This window comes from Pseudoalteromonas sp. SG45-5, from assembly GCF_014164085.1.
Classification (GTDB): Bacteria; Pseudomonadota; Gammaproteobacteria; order Enterobacterales; family Alteromonadaceae; genus Pseudoalteromonas; species Pseudoalteromonas aliena.
Genome location: NZ_JACJEM010000061.1, coordinates 1 through 26,542, shown reverse-complemented (window position 1 = coordinate 26,542; position 26,542 = coordinate 1). Strand labels below are relative to the sequence as shown.

Genomic DNA, 26,542 nt, shown 5'->3' with positions numbered 1-26,542 from the left:
GTAACCTAGTGGGCTAAGTAAAAACCGAGCAACAAAGAGTTAATCGTCCCTAGAAAGAACCCAAAGGGCAGCGCATGTTTGGCATTTATGCTGCGTTATCGCCTATTTATGGGGAATAACCACACGACATAGGCTCGGCCTTGCCTAAATACCAAACAGTCTGCTGCAAACTCAACCAACAAAGGTCAACACGCCCTAGTGGCTTACATCCTTGTAAGAATAAGTAAAAACCAAGTTATACTGTGTTATCGCCTATTTATGGAAATAGGCACACTGTTATAGGGTTGCATTACGCTTGTTTAAACGGATTGCGGGTGTCTTGGTTTTCATCTAGGTTACGCATTAGAATAGCGTGCGCTAAATCGAGATTATTAGGCAGTGGGATTTTTACAATATGACCAGAGCCTTTGGCATCGGTAATGTTTTCGCCTTTTTTGTTTTCCATACATTCAAGCACAAAGCTAATATTTCCCTTTGGTGTCATTAGCTCTAACGAATGGCCAACACAAAATTTATTTTTTACATCTATTTCAACCAAACCATTGGCATTACGACCTAATACTTCGCCTACAAATTGCTGCCTGGTAGAAACTGAATGACCGTATTCGTAATTTTGATAATCTTGATGGGCGTGGCGTTTTAAAAAGCCTTCGGTATAGCCACGATGCGCTAAGTTTTCTAATGTTTTAAATAAATCCGCATCAAACGGCTTGCCTGCAACCGCATCGTCTATTGCTTTTCGGTATACCTGTGCTGTGCGCGCTACATAATAAAACGACTTAGTACGGCCTTCTATTTTTAAACTGTGTACACCCATTTTTGTGAGCTGTTCTACATATTGCACAGCACGTAAGTCTTTTGAATTCATAATATAGGTGCCGTGTTCATCCTCAAACGCTGGCATATATTCGCCTGGGCGGCCTTGCTCTTCTAACATAAATACATCGTTACTTGGCGTCCCTTCTCCCAATGTAGGAATAACCTGTTTTGGATCAATTTTATGCACCATTTCGCCGGTTTCATTTTCAACACCCGGCTTAACATCATAATCCCAGCGACATGCATTGGTACATGTACCTTGGTTTGGGTCGCGCTTGTTAATATAGCCCGAAAGCAAACAACGTCCTGAGTAGGCCATACACAGTGCGCCGTGCACAAATACTTCAAGTTCTGTGTTTGGGCAGAGTGTGCGTATTTCACTAATTTCTTCGAGTGATAGTTCTCGCGATAAAATAACTCTTTCAATTCCCTGCTTTGCCCAAAACTGTACGCTGGCGTAGTTAACTGCATTTGCCTGCACTGATAGATGAACCGGCATAGTCGGCCATTTTTCACGAACCAGCATGATCAAACCAGGATCTGACATAATCAGCGCATCAGGTTTCATTGCAATAACAGGTTCAATGTCACGTAAATACGATTTTACTTTCGCGTTATGCGGCGCAATATTAGACACCACATAAAACTTTTTATTTTGCGCATGCGCTTCATTAATCCCAATTTGCAGCGTCTCTAAGTCAAATTCATTATTACGCACACGCAAACTATAACGAGGTTGCCCTGCATATACTGCATCAGCACCATAAGCAAAGGCATAACGCATGTTTTTTAAACTGCCCGCAGGGCATAATAATTCAGGAATAAACGGCGTGGAAGGTATAACAGATAACATGTGCGCTCCATACATCGAACTGGATGTAAGCCAGTTGCATGAGTAGTCATTAACAAATACGTAAACAGAAGCGCGGCAGTATAAATGCGGATAATAATTTGCCTTTGATCGAGATCACAAAACCGTAATCAAGTTGGTTTTTAATAAAATTAGGATTTTTCAGTTAAAACGCGTATAATTCGCGCCCGTTAATATTCACACTTTTATTTAAAATTATTGGAGCATAAAGATGGCTTTAGAACGTACTTTTTCAATCGTAAAACCTGATGCAGTAGCTAAAAACCACATTGGCGCTATCTACAACCGTTTCGAATCTGCTGGCCTTAAAATCGTTGCAGCTAAAATGGTTCACCTTTCACAAGAGAAAGCTGAAGGTTTCTACGCTGAACATAGCGAACGTCCTTTTTTCGGTGCTTTAGTATCTTTCATGACATCTGGTCCAGTAATGGTTACAGTTCTTGAAGGCGAAAACGCTGTTCTTAAAAACCGTGAAATCATGGGTGCTACTAACCCTGCTGAAGCACTAGCTGGCACTTTACGTGCAGACTACGCTGATAGCATCGACGAAAATGCTGTTCACGGCTCTGACGCTGTTGAATCTGCTGCTCGCGAAATCGCATACTTCTTCGCTGACGAAGAGCTTTGTTCACGTACTCGTTAATTCGAATTCGTTAACATATTGAAAAGGGCTTTCGGGCCCTTTTTTAGTCATTACGTAAAGTATTTGTCAGTGTATTTATTGATATTTTACTTAATGATTAAAGTGAGTGAATTGTGTACAATTCGTCCTCGTAAATTTTATCTCCACCGTCACCGATTGAGGTTGTTTCATGACCGAGCAAAAAAAGATTAACTTATTAGATTTAAACCGAGAAGCAATGCGCGAGTTATTTGCATCGTTCGGTGAAAAACCGTTTCGTAGTGACCAGGTGATGAAATGGATTTACCATTTTGGCGTAGATAACTTCGACGATATGAGCAACGTAAATAAAAAGCTTAAAGAAAAACTTAAAGCTGAATGTGAAATTGTTGCACCAGAAATCACCGTTCGCCAACAAGCAAGCGACGGGACTATTAAGTACGCGCTTATACTTGAAGGTGGCCAAGAAGTAGAAGCCGTTTGGATCCCTGAAAAAGAGCGCGCTACGTTATGTGTATCATCACAAGTGGGCTGTGCGCTTGAATGTACTTTTTGCTCTACTGCGCAACAAGGCTTTAACCGTAACTTAAAAGTATCTGAAATTATTGGCCAAGTTTGGCGTGTAGCTAAAGATATAGGCCTTGATGGCCATAGCGAAAAGCGCCCAGTAACTAACGTTGTAATGATGGGTATGGGCGAGCCTTTACTTAATCTTAAAAACGTAGTGCCAGCAATGGAACTAATGATGGACGATTGGGGCTTTGGTTTATCTAAGCGCCGCGTAACATTAAGTACGTCAGGGGTTGTACCTGCACTTGACTTACTAAAAGAGAAAATTGACGTGGCGCTTGCTATTTCATTGCATGCACCAGATAACGCATTGCGTGACATTTTAGTGCCGGTTAATAAAAAGTACCCTATTGAAGAATTTTTAGCGGCGTGTCGTCGTTATATCGATGGCTCTAAAGCGAATAAAGACGTAACCGTTGAATACGTTATGCTTAACGGAATAAACGACAGCACCGATCAGGCGCATGCCTTAGTGCAAACGTTAAAAGGCACACCGTCTAAGGTCAACCTTATTCCGTTTAACCCTTTCCCTGGTAATGAATATACGCGTTCAAGTAACAGCCGAATTGATCGTTTTTCAAAAGTATTACAAGCAGCAGGCGTTACCTGTATTGTTCGTCGTACTCGCGGTGACGACATTGACGCAGCTTGCGGACAGTTAGTCGGTGACGTAGTTGACCGAACTAAACGTTTAGCTAAAAAGAAAATGCGTGACGATAACGCAATTGCCGTTAATATTCATCAAGCATAATTTTTAGTTGAAAATCCCTAAAGCCCTCATGTTAAATCGTTTATTTTAAATAAAGGATGCAACATGAGGGCTTTTAGGTAAGATAGACTCTATGGATAAAAATAAAGAGACAAGGTAATGCGATCTATACTTGCATTAACTATTTCAGCAATTGCTTTGAGTGGTTGCGTAACTGAAAATAGTTATAACGGCAGTGACAAGCCCGTCGTCGAAAATAAAATTAATAATATAGGCGCTGCACGAACACGTATTGCTTTAGCATTGCAGTATTTAAACACCGGTAATAACTCTCAAGCTAAATACAATTTAGAACGTGCTGCTGGATTTGCCCCACAACTACCTGAAGTCCATTACTCTCTTGCTTATTATTATCAACAAGTAGGTGAAAACACACTCGCTGATAAAGCCTATCAAAAAGCGCTCGCCATAAAACCGGATGATCCTAATACCTTAAATAACTATGGGGTATTTTTATGCGGTATTAACGAATATGACCGTGCGACGGATCAATTTTTAAAAGCCATTGAAGTCCCAAGTTATATCCGTGTCGCCGAAAGTTACGAAAATTTAGCCTTGTGTGCCATTGAGTTTAATGATTTTGATAATGCTGAAAGTTACTTTCAACAAGCCATGAATCACAGCTCTCAGCGAACTTCTACTTTAATTAGTTTTGCCGCGTTATTTTACGCTAAAAGTGATTTACATAAAGCCAGCGAACTTTTAAAACGTCATGATGATACAGGCCAAATATCGTCACGCGCATTAATGCTTGAGTACCTAATTAAAAGTCGCATGGGTAGAATAGAAGAAGCTGAAAAAATTTCAGCTACTATTATGCAAACCTACCCGACGAGTAATGAAGCTTATTCGTTACGAGAGCAAAAAACACGTCTGAGCGAGTTCGAAATTTTAAGAGACAAGTACCGCAGAGCAATGCTTGATGACTTGCAAAAAAGTAATAACAACGGGCGAATTAGTTCAGAGCCTAAAATAAAAATCATTCGTAAAAAACGCCCGACTTTAGATAACTCTACCAGCTTAATTTCAAATGATAGTAAAGACGCTAACGCAGCCACGTCTGTAAGTCAAAATCAAGTGAGTGAGTACCCCGCGCCTTTTAAAGCAAGCTCTGTTAATAGTATAAAAACTGAGAACAATAAACCGCCGCAAGTAAAAAGTATCCCTGCGGGTTCTATTGCTGTAGACGTGCCTAATGAGCCTGAAAAAAAAACAATTCCGGTGACGTTTTCAAATACCGCTACTGATACTTCTGCGGTGATATCGGCTTTAACCTCGCAGCAAAGTTCAGCCAAAAAAGTAACGCTTCCCCAAGACGCCGTATCGCAAACAAGTACTAAAAAAAATTCAAACGAACTTAAAACTGAAGTTAAAATAATTTCTTTTGGTGAATCCAAAGCAATAGACTTAAATTCGCAACAAAAAAATCAAATAGCACGCTCAAATATTGAAAGCTCAAATAGTAATAATGGCGCTAACGTTACATTTTACGAAGCAGTAAAAAATCGCGCTGTTTTTTCTAATCGTAAAAATGAATCGGATGAAGACGTAGAATTTACAAACTATTCTGCGATAAAAAAAATGGACGCCCCATTACTTAGCACTAAAGTGCCAGTTATAACGGTGCCCTCTCATATAATTACATTTGGTGAAAACCTATTTAGCATTTCCGTCCGATACAATGTTAAACTACAAAAACTCTTACAATGGAATGGTCTAAAAGAGTCTGATCGGGTAATGAATGGAAGTAAAATTTATTTGAACGATCCTAATATTTATTACGAAATTAAAGCTGGCGACACCTTGTATAAAATAGCTACCCAGCGGCATGTATTAATTGATCAATTAATGCGATGGAATAAATTAAGCCCAGATACTGAACTTAAGTCAGGGCATAGACTTTTACTAGTGGATCCAGAATCATACCTATTATGAATGAAGAAAATACGCAAACAGAGATTGAACAACCAACGGTTGGACAAATATTAAAAGCGCATCGTGAGCACGCCAATGTTAGCATTGCAACCATAGCTGAGCCGTTAAAATTATCTGAATTACAAATAAAACGTCTTGAAAACGATGAATTTGCATTACTCGGACCGATTACTTTTGTAAAAGGCTATATCAAAAATTACTGTCGAGAACTAGAAATTGATAGCGCCCCTATTTTAGCCATGATGCCAGCACCACCTGAGCCGGCAAAACCCGCTAACATGCAAAGCTTTTCACGTCGTACAGAAAAAGAAGCCAGTGATAGCCGATTAATGCTAGTGACCTATATTATTTTAGCGATTGTGATTGGCTCATCTGCATTATGGTTTTGGCAAAACGCAACCCCCATAGAAGAGCAAACCAGTAATATAAATGTAGAAAATTCAATACTCAGTGAACGCCAAGCAGTTCAACCCACTAATATCGTACAGCAGCAATCTGCCGATAACGCATTGGCTGAAGAAGTATTAGCGCCAAGCGAACGTGAGACTGTACCTGAAATAACTCAAGCACAAACAAATCAATCACTCACCTCTAATACAGACTCAGCTGAAAATAGCACCATCGAAATGAATTTTAATGATGAAAGCTGGGTTGAAATTTACGACGGTGAAGGTGAAAAAATTGCATTTGGTGTTAAAAAAGCAGGCTACTTAATGACTGTCACCGGCAAACCTCCTTTTTCTGTTGTGCTTGGTAAGCACAACGTTGTAAGCGTTACCCTAAACGGTGAAAAAGTTGATATTTCAGCTTTTCCCAAAAATCGTTTAGCCAAATTTACATTACCACTAGCAGAGTAGTCGCTATGTTTTCAGAATCTCCAATTAAACGCAGAAAATCCACACGTATTAACGTAGGTAACGTCCCTATTGGTGACGGTGCCCCAATTGCCGTCCAATCGATGACCAACACCGACACGATGGATGTTGATGCAACCGTTGCGCAAATTCAGGCAATACAAGATGCCGGTGCCGATATAGTTCGGGTATCAGTACCAACTATGGATGCCGCAGACGCGTTTAGAAGTATAAAAGAGCAAGTGACTATCCCGCTAGTCGCGGATATTCACTTTGATTACCGTATCGCTTTAAAAGTAGCAAAATACGGCGTAGATTGCCTGCGTATAAATCCGGGTAACATTGGTAGCGAAGAACGAATAAGAGCCGTTGTCGATTCAGCCCGCGAGCATAATATTCCCATTCGTATAGGCGTAAATGGCGGTTCCCTAGAGCGTGATTTGCAAGAAAAATACGGCGAACCAACACCAGAAGCGCTATTAGAATCAGCAATGCGCCATGTAAATATATTGCGCCGCTTGGATTTTGACCAATTTAAAATATCAGTAAAAGCATCAGATGTATTTTTAGCCGTAGGCGCGTATCGCTTACTTGCAAAAGAAATAGATCAGCCATTACATTTAGGGATCACTGAAGCGGGCGGCATGCGTTCGGGTTCAGTTAAATCGGCAGTTGGCTTAGGTATGTTACTTGCCGAAGGGATTGGCGACACGCTGCGTGTTTCACTCGCAGCCGATCCGGTACAAGAAATTAAAGTTGGCTTTGATATTTTAAAATCGCTGCGCATTCGTTCGCGTGGTATTAATTTTATCGCCTGCCCGAGCTGCTCTCGCCAAGAGTTTGATGTTGTAAGTACCATGAATCAACTAGAAGAACGCCTTGAAGATATTATCGAGCCAGTATCGGTATCGGTCATTGGCTGTGTTGTAAATGGCCCAGGTGAAGCACTGGTTAGTGATATAGGCCTTGCCGGTGCAAACCGTCGTTCTGGCCTGTATATTAATGGCGAGCGTCAAAAAGCACGCATCGATAACAATAATATTGTTGAGCAACTAGAAGGCTATGTTCGCGACTTTATAGAGAAAAAACAAAACCAAACACCTATAGATATAAAAATAGTCGAATAAATACCGTATATAGCGGCAAACAGCGCTGTTTGCCGTTTACCTTTATAGCCAGAACGCTATAATAGCGGGTCAATTTTTAGCATTCTTGTTGTGTAAGCTTTTTTTATTACACAAAAACAGTATTTAGGATTTATCAGTGGCAAAACAAATTCAGGCAGTTCGCGGTATGAACGATTGTCTGCCAGGCGATACACAAGTTTGGCAGAAAGTAGAAAACATTTTACGCGAGACAGTAGCATCGTTCGGTTATCAAGAAATTCGTTTTCCTATTGTAGAATCAACCGACTTATTTAAACGCTCTATTGGTGAAGTTACCGATATTGTAGAAAAAGAAATGTACACCTTTGCCGATCGCAATGGCGACTTGTTAACACTGCGCCCAGAAGGCACCGCAGTATGCGTACGTGCTGGTAACGAAAACGGGTTATTGTACAACCAAGAGCAGCGCCTTTGGTATATGGGCCCAATGTTTCGCCACGAGCGTCCGCAAAAAGGTCGTTACCGTCAGTTTCACCAATTTGGTTTAGAGACATTTGGTATTGCCAGTGCAGATATAGATGCAGAAGTTATTTTATTAACGGCACAGTTATGGGAAGCCTTTGGTATTACTGAACACGTTCGCTTAGAGCTTAACTCTTTAGGGTCTAATGAGGCACGTGCAGATTACCGTGATGCGTTAGTTGCCTACCTTGAGCAACACATTGATGTGCTTGATGAAGACTCAAAACGCCGTATGTATTCAAACCCATTACGCGTACTTGATAGCAAAAATCCAGATGTACAAGCCATATTAACCGACGCACCTAAATTATCTGAGAATTTAGATGCTGAATCAAAAGAACATTTTGAAAATTTATGTGAACGTTTAGACGCTGCTGGCGTCTCATACACGGTTAACGAAAAATTAGTTCGTGGCTTGGATTACTATAACCGTACCGTATTTGAGTGGGTAACCGATAGTTTAGGTGCACAAGGCACAGTATGTGCTGGCGGTCGTTACGATGGTTTAGTTGAACAACTAGGCGGTAAAGCCACTCCAGCAGTTGGTTTTGCAATGGGCCTTGAGCGTTTAGTGTTATTATTACAAGCACTAGAGTGCGTAGGTGACATACGCCGCAATGCTGATGTATATTTAGCGGCCATGGGTGATAAAGCCAGTATTCAAGCGCCTATTATTGCGTCTGAACTACGCCGTGATGTGGCAGGCCTTCGTGTGATGGTTCATGCAGGCGGCGGTAACTTCAAAAAACAATTAAAACGTGCTGATAAAAGCGATGCACTTGTTGCAGTTATTATTGGTGAAGATGAATTAGAAAAAGGCGTTGTGACTATTAAATATTTACGTGAGCGTAAAGAACAAGTCACATTAGAATTAGAACAAGCTAAAGCGCTATTAGCAGAGCTTATTAACGGCTAAGCGAACATTAGAGGTAAACATGGATATTTATTCAACAGAAGAACAACAAGCAGAAGCCATTAAACGTTTTTTCCGTGAAAACGGCCTGTCACTTGCACTCGGTGTAATTGTAGGTTTAGGCGGTTTATATGGTTGGAAAGCGTATAACCAGAACCAAATTACCACGGCAGAGCAAGCATCAGATTCGTATACAACACTTGTTGAAAGTGATGATGTATTGTCTGCGGCTGATACATTTATCAGCGAAAATAAAGATACAAACTACGCGACATTGGCGGCATTTGTTGCTGCTAAAGATGCTGTAGAAGCGCAAAACCTAGCTGTTGCTAGCGAAAAACTAAGCTGGATTGTATCAAACGTTGAAAACGCAGAGTTAAAAGCGATTGCGATTACGCGTTTAGCACGCATTCAAATAGCACAAACAAAGTATGACGATGCATTGAATACATTAAATGCACCACTACCTGAGGCATTTAATGCAAATGTTGCGGAGCTTAAAGGCGATATTTACGCTCAGCAAGGCAATAAAGAGCAAGCACGCACGGCATATCAAGCAGCGGTAGATGCAGGTGGATTAACAACTAATCCTCTTTTACAAGTTAAGTTAGATGACCTAGCAGTAACTAGCCCAGCGGCATAAGGTTTTAGGCATGAAAAAATTAACAACAGCAGCCCTTGCTTTATGTATGGCAACATTAATGGGATGCTCATCGAGTGATGACGAAGAAGAACTCGTCCTTCCTGAAATTGTAAATCAGTTTGAGACTGATGTTATATGGCAAGAGTCGATAGGCGATGGTGTAGAGCACTATTTTTCTCGCTTAACACCAGCCATATATAAAGATAATGTATATGTTGCTAGCCGTGAAGGCCAAATTGAAGCGCTTTCACTTACTAACGGCGATACAAAATGGGAAACTGATATACGTCAGAATACTTCATTTTGGCCGTGGGCTAATAACGGCACTGCAAAATTATCAGGCGGTATCTTACAAGCTTATGGTAAAGTATACATTGGCTCTGAGCATGGCTTTGTAATTGCACTAGATCGTGAAACAGGCGAAGAAGTTTGGCGTAAAAATGTACCTGGTGAATCACTGTCTAAACCGGCAGCTGGCGATGGTCTCATATTTGTTAATTTGGCTTCGGGTAAATTACTCGCGCTTCACCCAGACACGGGCGAAGAACGCTGGAGCTTTGAACAAGAAGTTCCACCACTGACATTACGTGGACAAAGCTCACCAACCGTTGCAAATGGTGGTGTATTAGTTGGCCTAGAAACAGGCAAACTAAATGTTTTGATTTCAGACACTGGTTACTCAGCATGGAGCTCAGAAATCGCGGTAGCAAAAGGCGCATCAGAATTTGAACGCCTTGTTGATGTAGATACTCAGCCACTTATTAGCGGCCCTTACGCATACGCTATTGCCTATAACGGTAATCTGGCAGCTATTGATATTCGCTCTGGTAATGTTGTGTGGAAACGTGAATACAGCAGCTATCGCGAAATTTCGATGGATGCACAAAGTCTTTATGTAGTAGATAGCAATGGCGTTATTTATTCATTAGATAAAAATTCAGGTATTGAACGTTGGAGCCAACCTGCTCTACGTGGTTGGTACTTAACTGGTCCTACTGTTGCAGGTAGTAATTTAGCCATAGGCGACCAAGAAGGTAATCTACATTGGTTAAATAAAGACACTGGCGAGCTAGTATCTCGTGAAGACTTTGACAGTTCAGGCTTTTTTATTGAGCCAGTTGTTGCCGACGATAAACTGATTTTATACACCCGTGATGGTGAAGTTAGTGCGGTTAAAATACCAAACTAACTTACTACTATTAGTATAACCTGCTAATAGTTAATTATTTTTTGTAAGGCTTCGCACTGCGAAGCCTTTTGTTGTTTTTTAAAGAGGTAGTTTATGCTTCCCGTGATCGCTCTAGTTGGGCGACCCAATGTGGGCAAGTCCACATTATTTAACCGTTTAACACGTACTCGTGACGCACTCGTAGCCGATTTTCCAGGTTTAACACGAGATAGAAAATATGGCCAAGCTAGTTACGATGGCTATGAATTTATCGTGGTAGATACGGGCGGTATTGATGGCTCAGAAGAAGGCATCGAAATCGAAATGGCAGATCAATCTCTGCTAGCCATTGAAGAAGCCGACATTGTGCTGTTTTTAGTCGATGCCCGTGTTGGTATGACCGTTGCCGATCAAGCCATTGCTAATCATTTGCGCAAGCAAGATAAGAAATGCTTTGTTGTCGCTAACAAAACCGATGGTATTGATGCTGATTCAAGCTGTGCTGAATTTTACCAATTATCATTAGGTGAAATCCACCATATTGCGGCATCACATGGCCGTGGTATTACGTTATTACTTGAGCAAACTCTTCAGCCACTTATTGCTGAATTAGCAGCGCAAGATGAAGACGTAGCCGACAACGACGAAGAACTTATTGATCTTTACGAAGAAGGTGAAGGGGATGACACCGATCATCAAGCGTTTGCAGATAAACCTGTAAAGCTTGCGATAATTGGCCGCCCTAACGTTGGTAAGTCAACGCTTACAAACCGTATACTTGGCGAAGATCGTGTAATTGTATACGACATGCCAGGTACAACGCGTGATTCTATCTACATTCCGATGACTCGAAATGAAAAAGAGTACGTGTTAATCGACACCGCTGGTGTGCGTAAACGTAAAAAAGTAAGTGACGTAGTAGAAAAGTTCTCCGTTATTAAAACACTTCAAGCAATCGAAGATTGTAATGTGGTGTTATTGATTGTTGATGCGCGTGATGGTATTTCAGATCAAGATTTAAGCTTATTAGGCTTTGCTCTTAACTCAGGTCGTTCATTGGTTATTGCCGTGAACAAATGGGATGGCTTAGACGATTACGTTAAAGATCGTATTAAATCAGAGCTCGATCGCCGTTTAGGCTTTATTGACTTTGCACGCCTACACTTTATATCTGCACTACACGGTACAGGTGTTGGTCATTTATTCGAATCTGTTGATGAAGCTTACGAGTCTGCAACTAAACGTATAAGTACTGCAATGTTGCGCCGTATTATGGACATGGCTCAAGCCGATCACCAGCCACCACTTGTTCGTGGTCGTCGTGTTAAGCTCAAATATGCCCATGCCGGTGGTTATAACCCACCACGTATTGTTATTCACGGTAACCAAGTTAAAGATTTACCAGATAGTTATAAACGCTACCTGATGAACTACTACCGTAAAGCGCTTAAAATTATGGGCACCCCAATCAAAATTGAGTTTAGAGAAGGTGAAAACCCATTTGCTGGTCGTGTTAATAAAGTAACACTGTCGCAAAAGCGTAAAATACGTGCATTTGCTAAAGAAAATCGTAATAAATAAATTCGTTAAAAATTAGTTTATTGTAATAAAAACGGCGTACTTTTTAGTACGCCGTTTTTGTTTTAATATGTTATTAACAGTCACAAACCAAGTAAAGCTAAGCGAACCAAGTTCTCAACGGTGGTTTCATGCGCACTTTTATTTTTATTAGTTGGCATAAACCTAGAAATAGGTGATTTAATAGTTATAAACCCATGATTAGTTGCCATTTCATGAGCTAACAGCTTACGCTCTTTGGGTGTTAAGTGGTTTTCGTGTATTTTTCTTAATTCTCCACTATCAAGCCAAATTCCCGCACAACCAGGGCACTCATCAATTTCGACTGCTTTTAGTGGCGAAAAATACCTGCGCATCATTACAATACTTTTGCACTTTGGGCAATTAATTCGTAGCGATACATCGTATTCTTTCTCGCTATGTTCACTCAAGTTTTTTAGCAATACCTGACTATGCTTTAGCTCTGGCGAGCTAAATTTAAAAATTTGGCTGTTATCAAAAAATACGCCGCCTTGCGCTGAAGTGTAAACAGTAATACCGCCAATTAATAACGGCTCAAGAGAGCTGTTTGTACGTGGGCATAACATTTTAAAAATCCTTTTTATTTGTTATTAAAGTGCTTTGTGAATAAGCCCAACAAGTGGTGCGGGTAATGTAATATTACCTGCAAGTACAAACTCATGCGCGTCATCAGACATTTTTTGCCACGTACGTCGAATTATACCTATCCACTTTTGCTCATCATAATCAGGTTTAGAACGAGTAAATTCAAGCATGTAATGCTCAATAAATACAAGGCTTGCTACATCTTCAACTAACTGGCTGTCGGGATTGCGTTTGATATTTTTTTTAGCTACGGCTTCATAAACACGATTTTGATCTGTTTCATCAAAACCAGCTTGTTGCATTAATTTAACTACCGTCGATGCATGAAAAATATAAAGTGCACTGCGCCATTGGTGATAACCTTGTTTATTCATTTCAAAGTCACTACGAGGTGATTTCCAACGCTCTATATGCTGCGCACGTACTGCAATTTTCATGAGTTCATCTGCATTTGGCATAAAACGAAGTAGCATTTCGCTCATACGATCTGAATATAAACGCTCTTTTGGGAAGCTTTTCCCGTCATGCAATTCATTATTAGGGTCTTGGCTATTAGCTTCATCAATTAAGGCGATTACTTTATTAAACATGACGGTCTTTATTGTAATTAGTTTTCTCTATTTTAATCAGCTCATAAACAATATGCCAGCAATGAAAATTACGAAATTCTAAAGTTCATTTATTTTTAAAACCTAATATCAATGTATGCAGTGATGCATCACTAGAGCCTTTTTTATGCAGCATATAAGTTTACTAAAATGTAATCGCTGTTTGTTTAAAATACGTAACGATCTGTAATAATTATTAGGAAGATCCGCAAACATGAGCAAACGTATTTTATATTGGCTACAAAATGATTTACGCATAGACGACAATCCTATTTTTAGTGACCTTGCTTTGCAGCAATGCGCACTAGATATTGTATTTGTAATAAATCCGCACTGGTTTAGAAATAATAACTACCAACAAAAACCATATGGCGTGCACAAACAACAGTTTTTAATGCAAAGCTTATTTGAGCTGCAACAAGTGCTTATTGAACGCGGACAAACTCTGCATGTACTTGAGGGCGAGCCTGTTACAGTGTTAAAGCAGCGAATTGCGGATCAACATATTGACGGGGTTGTATGCGCTGAGCACGTTGGAATATATGAGCAACGCCAACTCGCGCGACTAAAAGCACATTGCCCGCATGTGATATTTAAAACGACTCAACAAGACACTTTATTTAAACAAAGCGACCTCCCTTTTGATTTAAACGAGCTGCCTAAAAACTTTACCCCATTTAGAAAAAAGGTAGAGGCGGTAAATATTCCCATCACGCTTTCAGCGTTGCCTAAAACGTTATTACCAAAACCCATTACTTTATGTGCTGCAAAGCCAATTGAATCGCACAATAATCTTGAGCATTTAATGCATGGCGGGCTTAATAGTGCGCAAACACATTTGGAGCACTACTTTTCAGGTTTACTACCAAGTACCTATAAAACAACTCGAAACGAGCTTGATGGCTTTAATAACACCACAAAATTTAGTGCATGGCTTGCCTTTGGCTGCATAAGTGCACGACAAGTTTATAATGCAGTTGAACAGTACGAGCAAAACCACATAGCAAACGAGTCTACTTACTGGATTAAGTTTGAGCTGTTATGGCGTGAGTATTTTAAATGGCATGCACTTAACGTAGGTAGCAGCCTATTTAGTTTTAAAGGCCAAAAACACACTAAACCCCTGACTACGTTTATACCAAATCGCTTTGCTGCGTGGTGCAATGGCGCAACCCCCTACCCCTTGGTGAACGCTATTATGAATGAACTTAATGCCACAGGGTATATATCAAACCGAGCTAGGCAAATTGCAGCAAGTTGTTTAGTTAACGAACTTAGCCTTGATTGGCGCTATGGCGCGGCCTATTTTGAACAGCAATTGATTGATTACGACGTAGCTGCTAATTGGGGCAACTGGCAATACATAGCGGGCGTGGGTGTAGATCCGCGTGGTGGTAGGCACTTTAATATTGAAAAACAAACGTTACAGTTTGACCCGCACGCTGTTTACACTAATAAATGGCAAGGTAATAAAAATACCAGCACACAGCTCGATAACGTAAACGAAGTTGATTGGCCAATTTAAGCCGCTAATCAACTTTTACCAAGTAACGTTTAAAACAGCTCAGCAATGCCTATATTAATAGCGTAACCACCTAACGTTAAAAACAAAAATAAACACAGCGCCAGTAACAATGGCTTAATCCCCGCTTGGCGAATAGCCCCAATATGTGTGCGTAAACCCAAAGCCACCATTGCAATCGTGAGCAATATATTATCAAGCCAAACAATCGCACTTGTAGTAGCTTGAGGAAGTATAGAGAGTGAATGCACACCACTTGTCGCAATAAATAACACTGCAAACCAAGGGATAGTGATGCCTGATTTATTACCCTTGCTGTTTGCAATGCTACCTACTTTTGAATTTTTCTTATTTTGCCAATACGATAAACACAACAAAAATGGGGCTAGCATCATCACTCTTAACATTTTTTCAATCACCGCCGTATCGGTAGCATTTTCGCTTACAGCACTGCCCGCCGCCACGACTTGCGCTACTTCATGAATCGTTGAACCGATAAAAATACCATACGCGTGCTCCGTCATGCCCATATATTCAAACAATAACGGATACGTGAACATACTCAATGTGCCAAACACTACAACCGTTGCCACAGCTACTGATACTTTGTGCTCCTGCGCTTTTATTACCGGCTCAGTTGCCATTACAGCGGCAGCGCCACAAATTGAGCTACCTGCGCCAATTAATATAGTCGTGTGTTCATCAAGTTTAAATACGTATTTACCTAAGCTAAGTGCTAACATAAACGTACCGCTAAGTACTGTAATATCAGTTACTAGCCCAGTTAAACCAACTCCCGCTACTTGTGAAAATGTGATCCTAAAGCCAAATAAAATAATACCCGCTTTGAGTAAAGTACTTTTAGCGTAATTAACACCCACATCGGTATGAGTCGCAATGCGCGAAAAAACACTGTTACCAACAATAATGCCAAGTACAATACCAAGCGTTAAAGAACTAAACTGAGCGCTTTGCATTACCTGCAATTTACTAAGGGCAACAGCAGCCCCCGCTAAAACAATAACAAGCAGCATTCCTAACCACCAACGCGAATCGTTGTATTGCTTAGTATTAACACTAAAATACTGTGCTATCTTTTTAATTTTACTAAGCATAATCATCCCTTCATAAAGTCATTGTTATTAATTGACTTCATTATAATAAAGCGCAAAATATAACTCTAATACATTAAAATCATGATTTGATAACTTAAAGTTATGTAATTTGAGAGGCACAATGAACCTACATGCACTTCGGGTGTTTCATACGGTTGCTAAACTAGGTAGCTTTTCGGCCGCAGCTGAAGCGCTGTTTATAAGCCAACCGGCTGTATCTAAAGCGCTAAAAGAGCTTGAGCATCAATTAAACATACAACTGATTGAACGTGCATCTAAGGGTAAAAAACTCACTTTAAGTGAGGCTGGGCAAGCGCTTTTTGAACATGCTCGTAGTATTTTTGCTATCGAAAAAGCAGCCATTGAAGATATAAAATCGCGAACAGGGCTTAAGCGCGGCACACTTGTTATAGGCAGCAGCACAACCATTGCAAGCTATTGGCTGCCCCCTTATTTAGCTAAATTTTGCGCGCAGTACCCGCACATAAAAGTAGAAGTGCAAATTGCCAATACCGCACAAATTGAGCATGCATTACTCGAATGTACTATCGATTTAGCACTAGTTGAAGGCACGCCAACCGAGCCACATATTATAAGTAAGCACTGGCAAAACGATTTAATGAGTGTGGTTATACCGAGTAGCTTAAAGCCCGCTAAAAATGTAAAAGCATGGTTAAACAAGCAGTTTTGGCTGCTGCGCGAACCAGGCTCTGGCACACTCGAAATGTCGGTTAAGTTACTACAACAACACGACGTTACAGCAAAAAACAGCATGCAATTGGGCAGTAACGAGGCTATAGCAAGAACGGTAGCACAAGGGATGGGCGTTGCGTTATTGCCTAATGTGGTAACTGAAGATTTAGTGCAATTAGGTAAATTAACACGCTTAAAGCCACAAAATAACGTAGAGTTATCACGGCCATTATATCAATTACACTATAAAGACAGACCATCCTCGCATGCAGCGCAAGCATTCGAAAAAAGCCTGTTTAGTGAATAATGTTTATATGAGTAAGTGTATACGCGATTTGTAAGTCGTATGCATGACATCAACGGACATTCAAAAGAAAGTGGCAAAAGGCAAGACGCGACCCCATTTTCTGCTCTGGAGTATTAGAATATGAAAGTATATAAATTACGTCCAGATACGAAGTATCGCTTAATGTATCCAGAGTCTACGGTATATCAGTCTGACTTATGGGATTTCCATGGGGATACTTTGGCTGGAAAGCTAATGAATTTTAATGCTCATTTTGAAAAAGACAGCAATGAGCCTATACCCGATATTGCTTATATAGGAATGGCAACATTTGCTTTTAGAGAAGATGTTGCAGAGGAACTTGCTGATATACTTGAGGGTATAGGTGAGCTCCTTCCATTTAGCGTAGATGGACAAACTTGGTACGCTCTAAATGTCACCACGTCAATAGATGCATTAGATGATGAAAACAGCAAATACCTTATAAATACAGGGGCCATAAAACTTAATTTAGTCGAATTTGTTTTTTTCAAAGGCAAGCTAACAAATGCTACTACTTTCAAGATCCCACAAGACAATCACACTGAAATATTTTGTTGCGACAATCAAGAAAGTGATGACGATGTACTAAATAACCTGTTCTGCGCAATTCATGGGAAAGGCTATACAGGTATTTCCTTTGAGGAAGTATCAGAAGTTTAGTTCTTACTTTAAAAGGCGTTAACTACGCTCTTTGACTGAAGGTCTAATTGAAAAAGTCTTAACTTAAACTGTCATATTCGATTTTTGGAGCTTGATCAAATCTGACCATCACTAATTCAAATCGTTAATGGACAGAAACGCGTTAGCGTGCAACTCTCTGTAAATTTTATGAAAGCTGGTAAGAACCAACTGATGACACAAAATTAAATGTAGAGCTAGAGTGAATCGTAACCATCTGTATCAAATACTAATAATCCCACCAGCCTACAAATAGATTCAGAATATTGAATAGCCCTAAACTTAGCCCTAAACTTGACAGCCATTCTAATTAAACAAATAAAACTGTGCCTAGATTCTAATTGGAAGTGCAAAATTTAGATTGGGTGTTTTGTTTATTTCTCACTCATCAATTTTTCTTTCTACTGGGTCCACATTACCGTAATCAAACCAATCACAGATAACCACGGTGTAAGCATTTTTTCAGAATCTTGATTTGAGATCATATCGACTTACCTAGTACAGTTAACCCCCGCAATAATTTACTACCTGAAGCTCAGCGCAAAGCAGTAAAATTAAGGCTTTGTTAAGTGTTTGTGCCTGTAAACATTGAATAAATTAAGAATGCCATCCATGCAAAGCTAATTAACCTTGAATAAGTACTGTAACCTGAGCGGAGTAATAACCACGCAAAAATATAAGGAAGAATTAATATTCCTATACTCAATAAGATGCCTACACTTCTTTGTGAGTTATCGTCATTTTTTTGTGACGTAGGCGCTTGTTGGTTTTTATCTTCAAAAAATGTTGCAGACTGAGAACCCCCAGAGCCTCTGATATTAGCAGTAGTTTTAACTCCTTTTGAGCCGAAATTCGCCGTTAAGCCTTTGCCGCCTACTGAAAGACTTGTTATACCTTTTTTTCCTAAATTGAGTTTTACCCCTTTCCCCAATTTAATACTTCTTTTCTTCTTGAACATAAGCTAGTACTCCATTACCAGGTAATTACTCAACACTTTAGTATTTATGCGACGTGCAGTTTGTGTCACATAATTTATTGTTATATGTAACGTTCGTCATTACTACTTTCAAACGAGAACTGAACATCATTAACCCGAAACAAGCTACTGTCTTTGAAGTTAACACTATTTAAATCAAAAAGTGCTAGGTTGTGCCCTTGCCCAAGTGAGCTTCTAAAAGCTATGCCGTCATAGCCTAACGATTTTACTAACTCAGCAATAATTTGAGTGGGTGCATAATCTGACTTCTGGTCACTATTTGTTACTGGTTGAGAGAAAGCTTTATCTAAATTAGTCCATACTGCTTCAATTCTTTTGGCTTCATCAGGTTCTGAAAGGTAAATAGGTAACTTATTAGTATGATGTCTTGAGAAATCGATTACTCGAAGTTCTTTAGAATTGGTAAATCTCGCCACTGATATTATAGAACCTAACCAAGGTCTGCTCTCAGACATTGCTGTTTCTTTTTGAGATGCAACATACAAACAAGGAATCCCCTTTGGGTTTGCTCTTCCTTCAGAAGCACTGTCGGGTAAAGGTCTCATTCTTTTCTCAGGATAAGGAATTAATATATCATCGACATGAACATCATCTTGCAGAAGTTTCAACCTATCATGTCCCATTTGTGCTCTCCACATCTCTGAGTTTGGCTTAATCACTTCTACGCGACTTTTGCAAGTATCTTTAATACCTTGAAGAAAGTTTTGCGCATCTTCGTCTAAAATATATCGCGATTTATTTCGAACTGAACAGCTAAACTGCATATAGCTATTCCATGAGTCAAAACTCATAACTTTCCCTTATGTATAATATCTTTATCGGAGGACGCTTTTCCTATTTTAGCGTAAAAACACCCTTATTTCATGGGCTTATATTAATAAAAAATAGTGTAAATTATTGCCAGCTATAAATATTATGCTTACTGTAGCCTATATAAACATGTAAATAAGAGGAAAACTTTCTCTTATTATTACTAATTTAATGACGACTCACCTGACTAACCAGTTATCGCTCATAGCAGCCTTTAGCTTAAATATAAACCCATCAGTCAAAACCGTAAGACAAATATAACCAAGTAGAATTTATAAGCCCTGCGTTAAATCTTGCGCCAATGTAGCTGTTGGTTTTTCAATTACACGTACTAGCTCTTTACCATTTTTCTTAACAATAAAAGTAGCGGTGTATTGTAAGTCATTTACCTGTGCAATGCCTGCATCGTCTTGCTTGTTGTAACCAACAGCCACGTATTCAATGCTTGCAAGTTTTACTTTAGACTCTTCAAGTAACTTAATTAGTTTTGGTACTTCGCGCTGACTGTCGTGGCACCACGTGCCGAACAATACAATAAGCTCTTTATCTGCTAATTTTTGCATTAGCGCTATATCTTGCGCCGTTGGCGTAAACGCCTTGTATTGTTCGCTAAATTTATTGTGTTCACTCAGCAGTGCATCCGCTGTAATACCGCCAGAAAACGGGGCCGTACCAGCGCAGGCTATCAGTGGCATTCCCAAAGCGAATAACAAAATTAATTGTTTAAACATAAGGTTACTTTTTTAAAAGGAGTAATGTGACGACTATACCCAATATTGCGCAGTGAGTGAATAGAGCGGTAGTTAATTTTCTTTATCCATGAAGAAGTTCACTTGTGATAAATTAGTTAAATATTCACGCCTTACATTTTTATCTTCTGCCAGCTTATCTAAATCACCAATTAGCGTAACTAGCTTGCTATGAGAATGGCTGCTCGTTCTTTTAAATTCGTCTTGTGTACTATTGCTATTAATACGCTCTTTTTTATCCATGCTGTAGCTATCTTGGTTTTTTTCAAGCCATATATCGTTGATAAAGCGAATGCTACTTTCGCTAATAGTTTGCTCTTTTAGCGCCATTTTTATCTCATATTGAGATTTCTCGGGATTGAATTGATACGTTTTTTTATCCACATCCGCTTTGTAAGACTGATCAAGCCCTACTAATTCATTATTTTTAACCGCAGTGCCAATGTTATAGCTTTCTTTTTTATCGTAAGTATTTGGGTGACTATCTTGATAATCAAAACGCGTACTGGCATTTTTACTTTGAGTTACACCGCTAAATTTTCCTAATTTTTCTTGCTCTGTTGCTTGGCTTAACTCAATACTACTTTTTGGCTGATAATCTCCACGATCCATAGCAAAAGAAAACGCTGCATCAAAATCGGCTAACATAGAAATACCTGCACCCAATGTATTTTTTTCGCTACTGCCAAGCCCTTGATAACGCGGATCGTTTGTGATCATGTTATCGACCAAATCCGAAACTAACTCGCGACCATTAGTAAATTGCTGCGACGCAACCGACTCAATACGGCTATAACGCTCAGCCGCAGAAGACATGCTAGTAAACGCATCTTTAAATAAAGCAAAACCTTGCTTCATTTTTTCATCGCCCTTGTGACCAAATGCTGAGTCGTTGGTCTCATCAAAGCTATTGCGCCGGCTGTCTTCTAAACTTTTATCTAAAGTGGTGATATATTGCTGCATTTGGTTTATGTCTTGCCCTCCAAAGGTAGACATATCTAACGTAAAATCGACTTCGTTTTGCCCACTTTCTGATTTGTATACAAGCGCTTGCTGATTGGATGCTGCGTCAATGTTATAGCTCAAATTGAGATTATTTTCTGAGGGTAGAATAGTTTCCCCGTCAGTTGTTGAAAAAGACACATCAAAACCAGATAACTGTTGATGATTAAAACCGGTTAAAAAATCGAGGCTTATATCAGTTTGATTTAAAGGCACGTAACTACTGTGCGAGCTTTGTTTAGTCTTAAAAAACTCATCCGCCATTTCACCTACACCCGAAAGTACCTGAGTTAATGCCTGATGTTCAGCCTTGGATAAATCCCCATTCACTTCGTAACTTAAGCTAAAGTCATTGGTCGCTTCACCGGTGTTTTCATCGTAACCTTGCGCAGAGTTAAAAGTGATATTGATAACATCACCTTCTTTTGTTTTTACCGATAATTCAAATAGGTAATTGTCACTATTTTCGTAATTTTTGCGGTTCAAGTCTTCCATAAAAGGATTAAGCGAGCGCTCAACACGTTGTTGACTCGAAGCTAAAAACGTCTGTTGCTTATGCCCAAGTTGTCCTAAATTCGACAAAATAGCGCTTGTACTGGCATACGCACCTTGAATATTTTTTACCGATGTATTTAAGCGTTCAATTAACTTAGTGCTATTTTCGTTATTCAATAAGCCTTCTTGCTGAGAGCTTATGACTGTGCGTAAGGCGAGTTCTTCATCGGAGAGTTTATAATTTAAAATGCTAGGTGTGCTTGAAATAGTCAATAACGAGGTTAGTTGCTGATTAAGAACTTGCCCTACTTTTTCATCGCTAAACTGCCCAAGCAGCTCATCGGTGATTTTTTGGGCATTTGCTTCTAAATCGGCAGTGGCTTGTAAGCTAGTAGGTGGTGTTGTTTGATTTGCATTATTGACGGATTGGGCAAGCAAGGTACTTAAGTTAGCATGACTGCCAAGTATATTATTAACCATGATTATCCTTAATCGCTAAGCCCTATTAAACAATATATCGGTCGATTAGCTAAAACCTTTAGGTAAAATGTTTAGCTAAAGGTAGTTATTTAAATATATAAATTTAAGGTCACGTTATTTGCACAGCGCTATCGGATGTATTTTAGTGACCTATTGTTAAAAAGGCTAAATTTCTGTTAGACCCCAAACGACTGCCACAAACGTCGTTAACGCCATTAATATAAAGTAAATAATACCGACAAAGCCATAAGTAAAAAACGCTGATATATAACCTTGTTTATAAATACGTTTTTGCATAATAAACAAGTAAATAGGTACCCATATCAGTAAGGCAAAGCCAATGAATCCTAAAATACTGGCCGCAGCAGTAGCAACCCCACCTCCCAGCGCTATAACATGATCATGTGTTACATCCAAAATATCGATTGATAAAAAGCTGATAAAAATAAAGCTATGGCTATGCAGTGCCACGGTTAAATGTTCCATATAAAGACGCTTTGAAAAGATGAAAACCACCTTCAATAACAAGGCAAATAGAGGTAAAAGTACAAACATTAATTGCGGGAGTTTGCCCAATACTTCATTGATCAAACGATTTGTGTCTGTGGTAAAGGTTTTTTTGGCTTTTTCTGCTAATTTTTTTGCAAAATCATCGAGCTTTTTATTACTTTCATCTGATAAAAAATCAAATGATAAACTACCATCAGCATTATTTGAAATAGTAATATCATTGCTTTTGTCATTTGTACCTAACTTAACGCGCTCCAGCTCTATGGTAGCTAGCTGTCGGGTCGTACTCACCAGTTTGGCATTTTCAGCAACGGAAATATCACGTTTTAAATCGCTCAAATAGCGATTAAATCTCGCCAAATCAGCATCAATACTCGCCATTGTTTGATCATCAGGTGTTGGTTGAACTTGTAATTTTTTTTCATTAAGCGTTTTAATATACTCAGTCACTTGGCTAATAGCGGCTTTGTTATTATTAATTTCAATGGTTTGTTTGTCTTCTCCCGAAACGGTTAGCTTTAGGGTTAAAAAAAATACAATGCTGATGAACAAATACAGCCGTAGTGGCGGCACGTAATGCACTCGCCTGCCAGCAAAATACTCATTTGTTAAAAACCCAGGGCGAAATATTAACGGCCACAAAGTGCGACTCGCACGAGAATCAAAGCTAAAAATATCATCGAGTAGATGTAAAATAACCACCCAAAAATATTTTAGCGTGGAGTCGAGTGACTGCCCGCAATTAGAGCAAAAACCTCCCTCAACTGATTGGTGGCAATTATCACAACGCTTTTTAGTCGCCGCTTTAACCGCTGCACTCTCGTTAATAACGGATACTTCTTCGTGTGAAGAAAGCGAGCCATTTACATTCACTACCTGACTTTCTTGGGACATAATTTCACTACGACTATTTAAACTATTAATGGAGCAATGCACAAAACAATAGCACGATGTAACATGTACATTACAAATATTTTATACAAAACCAACTATTAAGCGTGCTGCTAGCTCAAGTATCTGCTAAATTCAACATTGACAATAAGCTATTGATAATGTTGTCTGTCATAGTGATAATTTGCTGTGACCATATAACCAATACAGGAGAATTATAATGGCGTTTGAAGTTAAGTTTGAATTATCAGATACCGATTTAGAACACTTTCGTGATGTAATGCGTAAAGCACAGCAAGGTGCAAAATTACTCAGTGAGCAGGTAATAATTAATAATGCAAAAAAAATCAGCTTAAACATTAAAGACAATGTACCTGAGTTTGTACGCCTTCGTATTCAAAAATTAGAAACGTTTGTCGCAATGATTGAAGATGCTGAATGGCAAATTCCAGAAGATGAACGCGTAGAAATATTAAGTGCGCTTGCTTACTTCAGTGATCCTGAAGATTTAGTGCCTGATCACATACCCGTACTGGGCTTTTTAGATGACGCAATTATGATTGAACTGGTCGCTGGTGAATTTAGCGACGACGTAGAAGCGTTTGAAGAGTTTTGTGCCTACCGTAGTCGTGAAGAAGGTCGCAATGGTAACGTAACCATTACGCGTGATGAATGGCTAGACGCAAAACGTCGCGAACTACACAGCCGCATGCGCCACCGCCGTAATGCTCGTCGCTCTTCAGGTCGTTCTTCATTTCGTTCAGTGTTTTAAGCACGACTAACTGCAAGGCAATAAAAAGCTGATTTAAGCTCTTTTTTATTGCCTTTAATTCTAATCCCAATCTCAAAAACGCACTTATGCCTATTAACCATAGTTAAGGTTTATATTTTTTTATACGTAATGTAGATTTGATCCCCACACTCAATATATAAGTACCAGCTAGCACTCTTTTTTTGTATTAAAATCAGTGGCTCGTTATTTTACTTTTAACCTTCATTAGGCATAACGCCAAATATAAATGGTGCAATAGCTCGAATATATTTCAGCACCTTTGCTTTTTAGCAAAATTGTGACGCACCATTACAGTGAAATGTGATAATAGAATAAGGTATCAATTTTGACGTTTATAAACTAACTCCTTTTGACTTCAAGGGAGGGGGCGTATGTGTAATTGGAATGAGTGAAACTGTAATTTTTAACTAGATACCACTGTTATAGTTAGCGATTTCTGTAATAGTTAGAATGGATGTCATCCTAACTTACTAACTTTAATTAATGCACCATCTCTGCGCTAAATCTGTCTCGGCCTTTCCAGTAATTACACTCAGGACAATAGCAACCTACAGGATAATCAATCCCTTCTTCATGAGGGCAACCTATTACTTCTTGGATCATGCTAACGGATTTAGCTCCGTTTGCATCAGTGAAATTCAGTATTTCACTCATAACCAGTTCTGATTTTCTCAAGTCTGTTGAAGAAAACCACTTTTTCATTGGTTCTGCAGCTGCACCTTCATGCATTATAATTGCGCATACTGCTTTTGATGCAAGATCACGGTTTGGACCATAAAAAGCGATCGTTGCTATAGGGAAACCTTTATTACCTTTACGAGTCTTTTTGATTAGTAATTTCTTATTCTTGCCTTGAGCCATTTAGATACTCCAACATAAAAATATAACAAGCCTGTAGAATAGCTTGCTTTTTATTTATTTTTTGATCAACAAACCATAGCTGAGTTCCTATTTTGCTTCAATCGGTTACTGTATTTTTTAGCAGAAGATAAAAAGAGTTTAGTGTTGTTTTGGTTGGCGTTTTGGGGGGCGAAATTTAGGGTGGATGTCTTGTTTATTCCTTTTTTTTACTTCTTTGAATGGGTGTCATCCTAACTTTTTCGTATTAAAATCGATGTTACGTTATTTTACTTTTGACGTTCACTGAGCATAGAGGCCTCCGACTACCCGATTAGGGCTGTACCGCTTGTATCTTGAGGCTTTGGATGATTAGCTATCTCCAAGCTCTAAAATCAGTGAGGATGTTGTACCACGTAATGTTTAACATTGAGCTGTAGATTATCCCTTGATTTTACTTTCTCTAATACTGGATGGTATCCGAGCACTTAGTGATTTACTAATGATGCTGTATGTACAAGTGGAGTCATTGATATGAGATTAAATGTTGGAATTGATGTAAGCAAAGAAACGCTCGATCTCTGTTTATTGTTAAATCAAGCCAAGAGCGGCAGCAAATTTAAATGCTTCAAAAATAGAAAGATTGACTATTTAGCCATCAATGATTGGATCTTGAAGCTATCTAAATGTCAGCCTAATGATATTGTCATTACGATGGAATCCACAGGGGTTTATCATGAAGCAATAGCCCTGTATTTATACACTATGGGCTTCCAAATCTTTATTTCAAATCCTGGCAAAGCTAAGAAATTTTCGCAAGCACTAGGGTTAATCCATAAAACTGATAAGTCAGATGCTTATATGCTCGCAAGATATGGGGCCGCTCAAAATGAGCAGATTCATTTATGGAAGCCTGATGATGCTAATACCAGGAGTATCAAGGCTTTAACTCGCAGATTATCCGCTTTAGAAAAAGATCGTTTAAGAGAAAAAAACCGACTTGAAGCAAGTGAAATCAGCGATGCTCATGATAGAGTATTACTCTCAATTACTCGTAT

General features: G+C 39.3%; 24 protein-coding genes. 14 read left to right on the top strand and 10 right to left on the bottom strand.

What is annotated here, in order from left to right:
- Positions 1–289 precede the first annotated feature (289 nt).
- Entirely contained in the window at positions 290–1,672 is a 1,383-nt protein-coding gene (yegQ, locus tag H5119_RS17135; protein WP_182703089.1) for a tRNA 5-hydroxyuridine modification protein YegQ, read from the bottom strand.
- A gap of 229 nt (positions 1,673–1,901) precedes the next feature.
- On the opposite strand from yegQ, the gene ndk reads away from it, so the two are divergent.
- The 9 genes from ndk (at position 1,902) to der (ending at position 12,373) form a co-directional block, all read left to right on the top strand.
- Entirely contained in the window at positions 1,902–2,333 is a 432-nt protein-coding gene (gene ndk, locus H5119_RS17130; RefSeq protein ID WP_007377442.1) for a nucleoside-diphosphate kinase, read from the top strand.
- A 169-nt stretch (positions 2,334–2,502) separates the two neighbouring features.
- Positions 2,503–3,633 carry a bifunctional tRNA (adenosine(37)-C2)-methyltransferase TrmG/ribosomal RNA large subunit methyltransferase RlmN gene (locus tag H5119_RS17125; protein ID WP_077535513.1) on the top strand — a complete coding sequence of 377 codons (1,131 nt, stop codon included), beginning with the start codon at positions 2,503–2,505 and terminating at the stop codon, positions 3,631–3,633.
- Between the two features lie 117 nt (positions 3,634–3,750).
- A complete protein-coding gene (gene pilW, locus H5119_RS17120; protein WP_182703088.1) occupies positions 3,751–5,586 on the top strand; it encodes a type IV pilus biogenesis/stability protein PilW in 1,836 nt (611 codons plus the stop codon).
- Positions 5,583–6,443 carry a RodZ domain-containing protein gene (locus H5119_RS17115; protein ID WP_182703087.1) on the top strand — a complete coding sequence of 287 codons (861 nt, stop codon included), beginning with the start codon at positions 5,583–5,585 and terminating at the stop codon, positions 6,441–6,443. The genes pilW and H5119_RS17115 overlap by 4 nt, the downstream gene beginning before the upstream one ends.
- Positions 6,444–6,448: 5 nt before the next feature.
- Entirely contained in the window at positions 6,449–7,567 is a 1,119-nt protein-coding gene (ispG, locus tag H5119_RS17110; RefSeq protein WP_077535510.1) for a flavodoxin-dependent (E)-4-hydroxy-3-methylbut-2-enyl-diphosphate synthase, read from the top strand.
- 136 nt (positions 7,568–7,703) lie between these two features.
- Complete coding sequence (gene hisS, locus H5119_RS17105) at positions 7,704–8,984, top strand: histidine--tRNA ligase (RefSeq protein WP_182703086.1); 1,281 nt, start codon at positions 7,704–7,706, stop codon at positions 8,982–8,984.
- Positions 8,985–9,003: 19 nt separating this feature from the next.
- Positions 9,004–9,624, top strand: a complete 621-nt coding sequence (locus H5119_RS17100; RefSeq protein WP_182703085.1) for a tetratricopeptide repeat protein — start codon at positions 9,004–9,006, stop codon at positions 9,622–9,624.
- Between the two features lie 10 nt (positions 9,625–9,634).
- Positions 9,635–10,813: an outer membrane protein assembly factor BamB gene (gene bamB / locus H5119_RS17095; RefSeq protein WP_182703084.1), complete on the top strand. Its 1,179-nt coding sequence runs from the start codon at positions 9,635–9,637 to the stop codon at positions 10,811–10,813.
- A 93-nt stretch (positions 10,814–10,906) separates the two neighbouring features.
- Positions 10,907–12,373 carry a ribosome biogenesis GTPase Der gene (der, locus tag H5119_RS17090; protein WP_077535506.1) on the top strand — a complete coding sequence of 489 codons (1,467 nt, stop codon included), beginning with the start codon at positions 10,907–10,909 and terminating at the stop codon, positions 12,371–12,373.
- Between the two features lie 80 nt (positions 12,374–12,453).
- Here der and H5119_RS17085 read toward each other — a convergent pair whose 3' ends face one another.
- Together H5119_RS17085 and H5119_RS17080 are read right to left on the bottom strand one after the other, a co-directional pair.
- Entirely contained in the window at positions 12,454–12,957 is a 504-nt protein-coding gene (locus H5119_RS17085) for a zf-TFIIB domain-containing protein (protein WP_182703083.1), read from the bottom strand.
- 24 nt (positions 12,958–12,981) lie between these two features.
- Positions 12,982–13,566, bottom strand: coding sequence for a DUF4202 domain-containing protein (locus H5119_RS17080; protein ID WP_182703082.1), 585 nt, complete (start codon positions 13,564–13,566; stop codon positions 12,982–12,984).
- A 232-nt stretch (positions 13,567–13,798) separates the two neighbouring features.
- On the opposite strand from H5119_RS17080, the gene H5119_RS17075 reads away from it, so the two are divergent.
- The gene (locus H5119_RS17075) at positions 13,799–15,109 is read left to right on the top strand and encodes a DASH family cryptochrome (RefSeq protein ID WP_182703081.1); all 1,311 of its coding nucleotides are present in this window, start codon (positions 13,799–13,801) and stop codon (positions 15,107–15,109) included.
- Between the two features lie 29 nt (positions 15,110–15,138).
- On the opposite strand, the gene H5119_RS17070 is transcribed toward H5119_RS17075, so the two are convergent.
- Positions 15,139–16,221: a YeiH family protein gene (locus H5119_RS17070; protein WP_182703080.1), complete on the bottom strand. Its 1,083-nt coding sequence runs from the start codon at positions 16,219–16,221 to the stop codon at positions 15,139–15,141.
- 121 nt (positions 16,222–16,342) lie between these two features.
- On the opposite strand from H5119_RS17070, the gene H5119_RS17065 reads away from it, so the two are divergent.
- Both H5119_RS17065 and H5119_RS17060 read left to right on the top strand, forming a co-directional pair.
- The gene (locus H5119_RS17065) at positions 16,343–17,221 is read left to right on the top strand and encodes a LysR family transcriptional regulator (protein ID WP_182703079.1); all 879 of its coding nucleotides are present in this window, start codon (positions 16,343–16,345) and stop codon (positions 17,219–17,221) included.
- A gap of 120 nt (positions 17,222–17,341) precedes the next feature.
- Positions 17,342–17,902, top strand: a complete 561-nt coding sequence (locus H5119_RS17060) for a hypothetical protein (RefSeq protein WP_182703078.1) — start codon at positions 17,342–17,344, stop codon at positions 17,900–17,902.
- Between the two features lie 583 nt (positions 17,903–18,485).
- Here H5119_RS17060 and H5119_RS17055 read toward each other — a convergent pair.
- The 5 genes from H5119_RS17055 to H5119_RS17035 all read right to left on the bottom strand — a co-directional run bounded on the left by H5119_RS17055 (position 18,486) and on the right by H5119_RS17035 (position 23,857).
- Positions 18,486–18,878, bottom strand: coding sequence for a DUF4236 domain-containing protein (locus H5119_RS17055; protein ID WP_182703077.1), 393 nt, complete (start codon positions 18,876–18,878; stop codon positions 18,486–18,488).
- Between the two features lie 80 nt (positions 18,879–18,958).
- Entirely contained in the window at positions 18,959–19,708 is a 750-nt protein-coding gene (locus H5119_RS17050; protein ID WP_182703076.1) for an RES family NAD+ phosphorylase, read from the bottom strand.
- 291 nt (positions 19,709–19,999) lie between these two features.
- Positions 20,000–20,458: a thioredoxin family protein gene (locus H5119_RS17045; RefSeq protein WP_182703075.1), complete on the bottom strand. Its 459-nt coding sequence runs from the start codon at positions 20,456–20,458 to the stop codon at positions 20,000–20,002.
- 72 nt (positions 20,459–20,530) lie between these two features.
- Positions 20,531–22,453: a hypothetical protein gene (locus H5119_RS17040; RefSeq protein ID WP_182703074.1), complete on the bottom strand. Its 1,923-nt coding sequence runs from the start codon at positions 22,451–22,453 to the stop codon at positions 20,531–20,533.
- Between the two features lie 165 nt (positions 22,454–22,618).
- Complete coding sequence (locus tag H5119_RS17035; RefSeq protein ID WP_182703073.1) at positions 22,619–23,857, bottom strand: DUF3667 domain-containing protein; 1,239 nt, start codon at positions 23,855–23,857, stop codon at positions 22,619–22,621.
- A gap of 217 nt (positions 23,858–24,074) precedes the next feature.
- Here H5119_RS17035 and H5119_RS17030 point away from each other — a divergent pair, with 217 nt between their 5' ends.
- Positions 24,075–24,626, top strand: a complete 552-nt coding sequence (locus H5119_RS17030; RefSeq protein WP_182703072.1) for a YkvA family protein — start codon at positions 24,075–24,077, stop codon at positions 24,624–24,626.
- A 501-nt stretch (positions 24,627–25,127) separates the two neighbouring features.
- Here the strand turns inward: H5119_RS17030 and H5119_RS17025 are convergent.
- A complete protein-coding gene (locus H5119_RS17025; RefSeq protein WP_182703071.1) occupies positions 25,128–25,508 on the bottom strand; it encodes a hypothetical protein in 381 nt (126 codons plus the stop codon).
- Positions 25,509–26,018: 510 nt separating this feature from the next.
- Between H5119_RS17025 and H5119_RS17020 the strand changes: the two genes are divergently transcribed.
- Positions 26,019–26,542: transposase (locus H5119_RS17020; protein WP_182703070.1), on the top strand; the 524-nt coding region annotated here is incomplete at its 3' end.

What these genes read in the sequence shown, in the direction of transcription:
- yegQ (WP_182703089.1), bottom strand. Translation starts at nt 1,672, where the DNA reads ATGTTATCTGTTATACCTTCCACGCCGTTTATTCCTGAATTATTATGC.
- ndk (WP_007377442.1), top strand. Translation starts at nt 1,902, where the DNA reads ATGGCTTTAGAACGTACTTTTTCAATCGTAAAACCTGATGCAGTAGCT.
- H5119_RS17125 (WP_077535513.1), top strand. Translation starts at nt 2,503, where the DNA reads ATGACCGAGCAAAAAAAGATTAACTTATTAGATTTAAACCGAGAAGCA.
- pilW (WP_182703088.1), top strand. Translation starts at nt 3,751, where the DNA reads ATGCGATCTATACTTGCATTAACTATTTCAGCAATTGCTTTGAGTGGT.
- H5119_RS17115 (WP_182703087.1), top strand. Translation starts at nt 5,583, where the DNA reads ATGAATGAAGAAAATACGCAAACAGAGATTGAACAACCAACGGTTGGA.
- ispG (WP_077535510.1), top strand. Translation starts at nt 6,449, where the DNA reads ATGTTTTCAGAATCTCCAATTAAACGCAGAAAATCCACACGTATTAAC.
- H5119_RS17100 (WP_182703085.1), top strand. Translation starts at nt 9,004, where the DNA reads ATGGATATTTATTCAACAGAAGAACAACAAGCAGAAGCCATTAAACGT.
- bamB (WP_182703084.1), top strand. Translation starts at nt 9,635, where the DNA reads ATGAAAAAATTAACAACAGCAGCCCTTGCTTTATGTATGGCAACATTA.
- der (WP_077535506.1), top strand. Translation starts at nt 10,907, where the DNA reads ATGCTTCCCGTGATCGCTCTAGTTGGGCGACCCAATGTGGGCAAGTCC.
- H5119_RS17085 (WP_182703083.1), bottom strand. Translation starts at nt 12,957, where the DNA reads ATGTTATGCCCACGTACAAACAGCTCTCTTGAGCCGTTATTAATTGGC.
- H5119_RS17080 (WP_182703082.1), bottom strand. Translation starts at nt 13,566, where the DNA reads ATGTTTAATAAAGTAATCGCCTTAATTGATGAAGCTAATAGCCAAGAC.
- H5119_RS17075 (WP_182703081.1), top strand. Translation starts at nt 13,799, where the DNA reads ATGAGCAAACGTATTTTATATTGGCTACAAAATGATTTACGCATAGAC.
- H5119_RS17070 (WP_182703080.1), bottom strand. Translation starts at nt 16,221, where the DNA reads ATGCTTAGTAAAATTAAAAAGATAGCACAGTATTTTAGTGTTAATACT.
- H5119_RS17065 (WP_182703079.1), top strand. Translation starts at nt 16,343, where the DNA reads ATGAACCTACATGCACTTCGGGTGTTTCATACGGTTGCTAAACTAGGT.
- H5119_RS17060 (WP_182703078.1), top strand. Translation starts at nt 17,342, where the DNA reads ATGAAAGTATATAAATTACGTCCAGATACGAAGTATCGCTTAATGTAT.
- H5119_RS17055 (WP_182703077.1), bottom strand. Translation starts at nt 18,878, where the DNA reads ATGTTCAAGAAGAAAAGAAGTATTAAATTGGGGAAAGGGGTAAAACTC.
- H5119_RS17050 (WP_182703076.1), bottom strand. Translation starts at nt 19,708, where the DNA reads ATGAGTTTTGACTCATGGAATAGCTATATGCAGTTTAGCTGTTCAGTT.
- H5119_RS17045 (WP_182703075.1), bottom strand. Translation starts at nt 20,458, where the DNA reads ATGTTTAAACAATTAATTTTGTTATTCGCTTTGGGAATGCCACTGATA.
- H5119_RS17040 (WP_182703074.1), bottom strand. Translation starts at nt 22,453, where the DNA reads ATGGTTAATAATATACTTGGCAGTCATGCTAACTTAAGTACCTTGCTT.
- H5119_RS17035 (WP_182703073.1), bottom strand. Translation starts at nt 23,857, where the DNA reads ATGTCCCAAGAAAGTCAGGTAGTGAATGTAAATGGCTCGCTTTCTTCA.
- H5119_RS17030 (WP_182703072.1), top strand. Translation starts at nt 24,075, where the DNA reads ATGGCGTTTGAAGTTAAGTTTGAATTATCAGATACCGATTTAGAACAC.
- H5119_RS17025 (WP_182703071.1), bottom strand. Translation starts at nt 25,508, where the DNA reads ATGGCTCAAGGCAAGAATAAGAAATTACTAATCAAAAAGACTCGTAAA.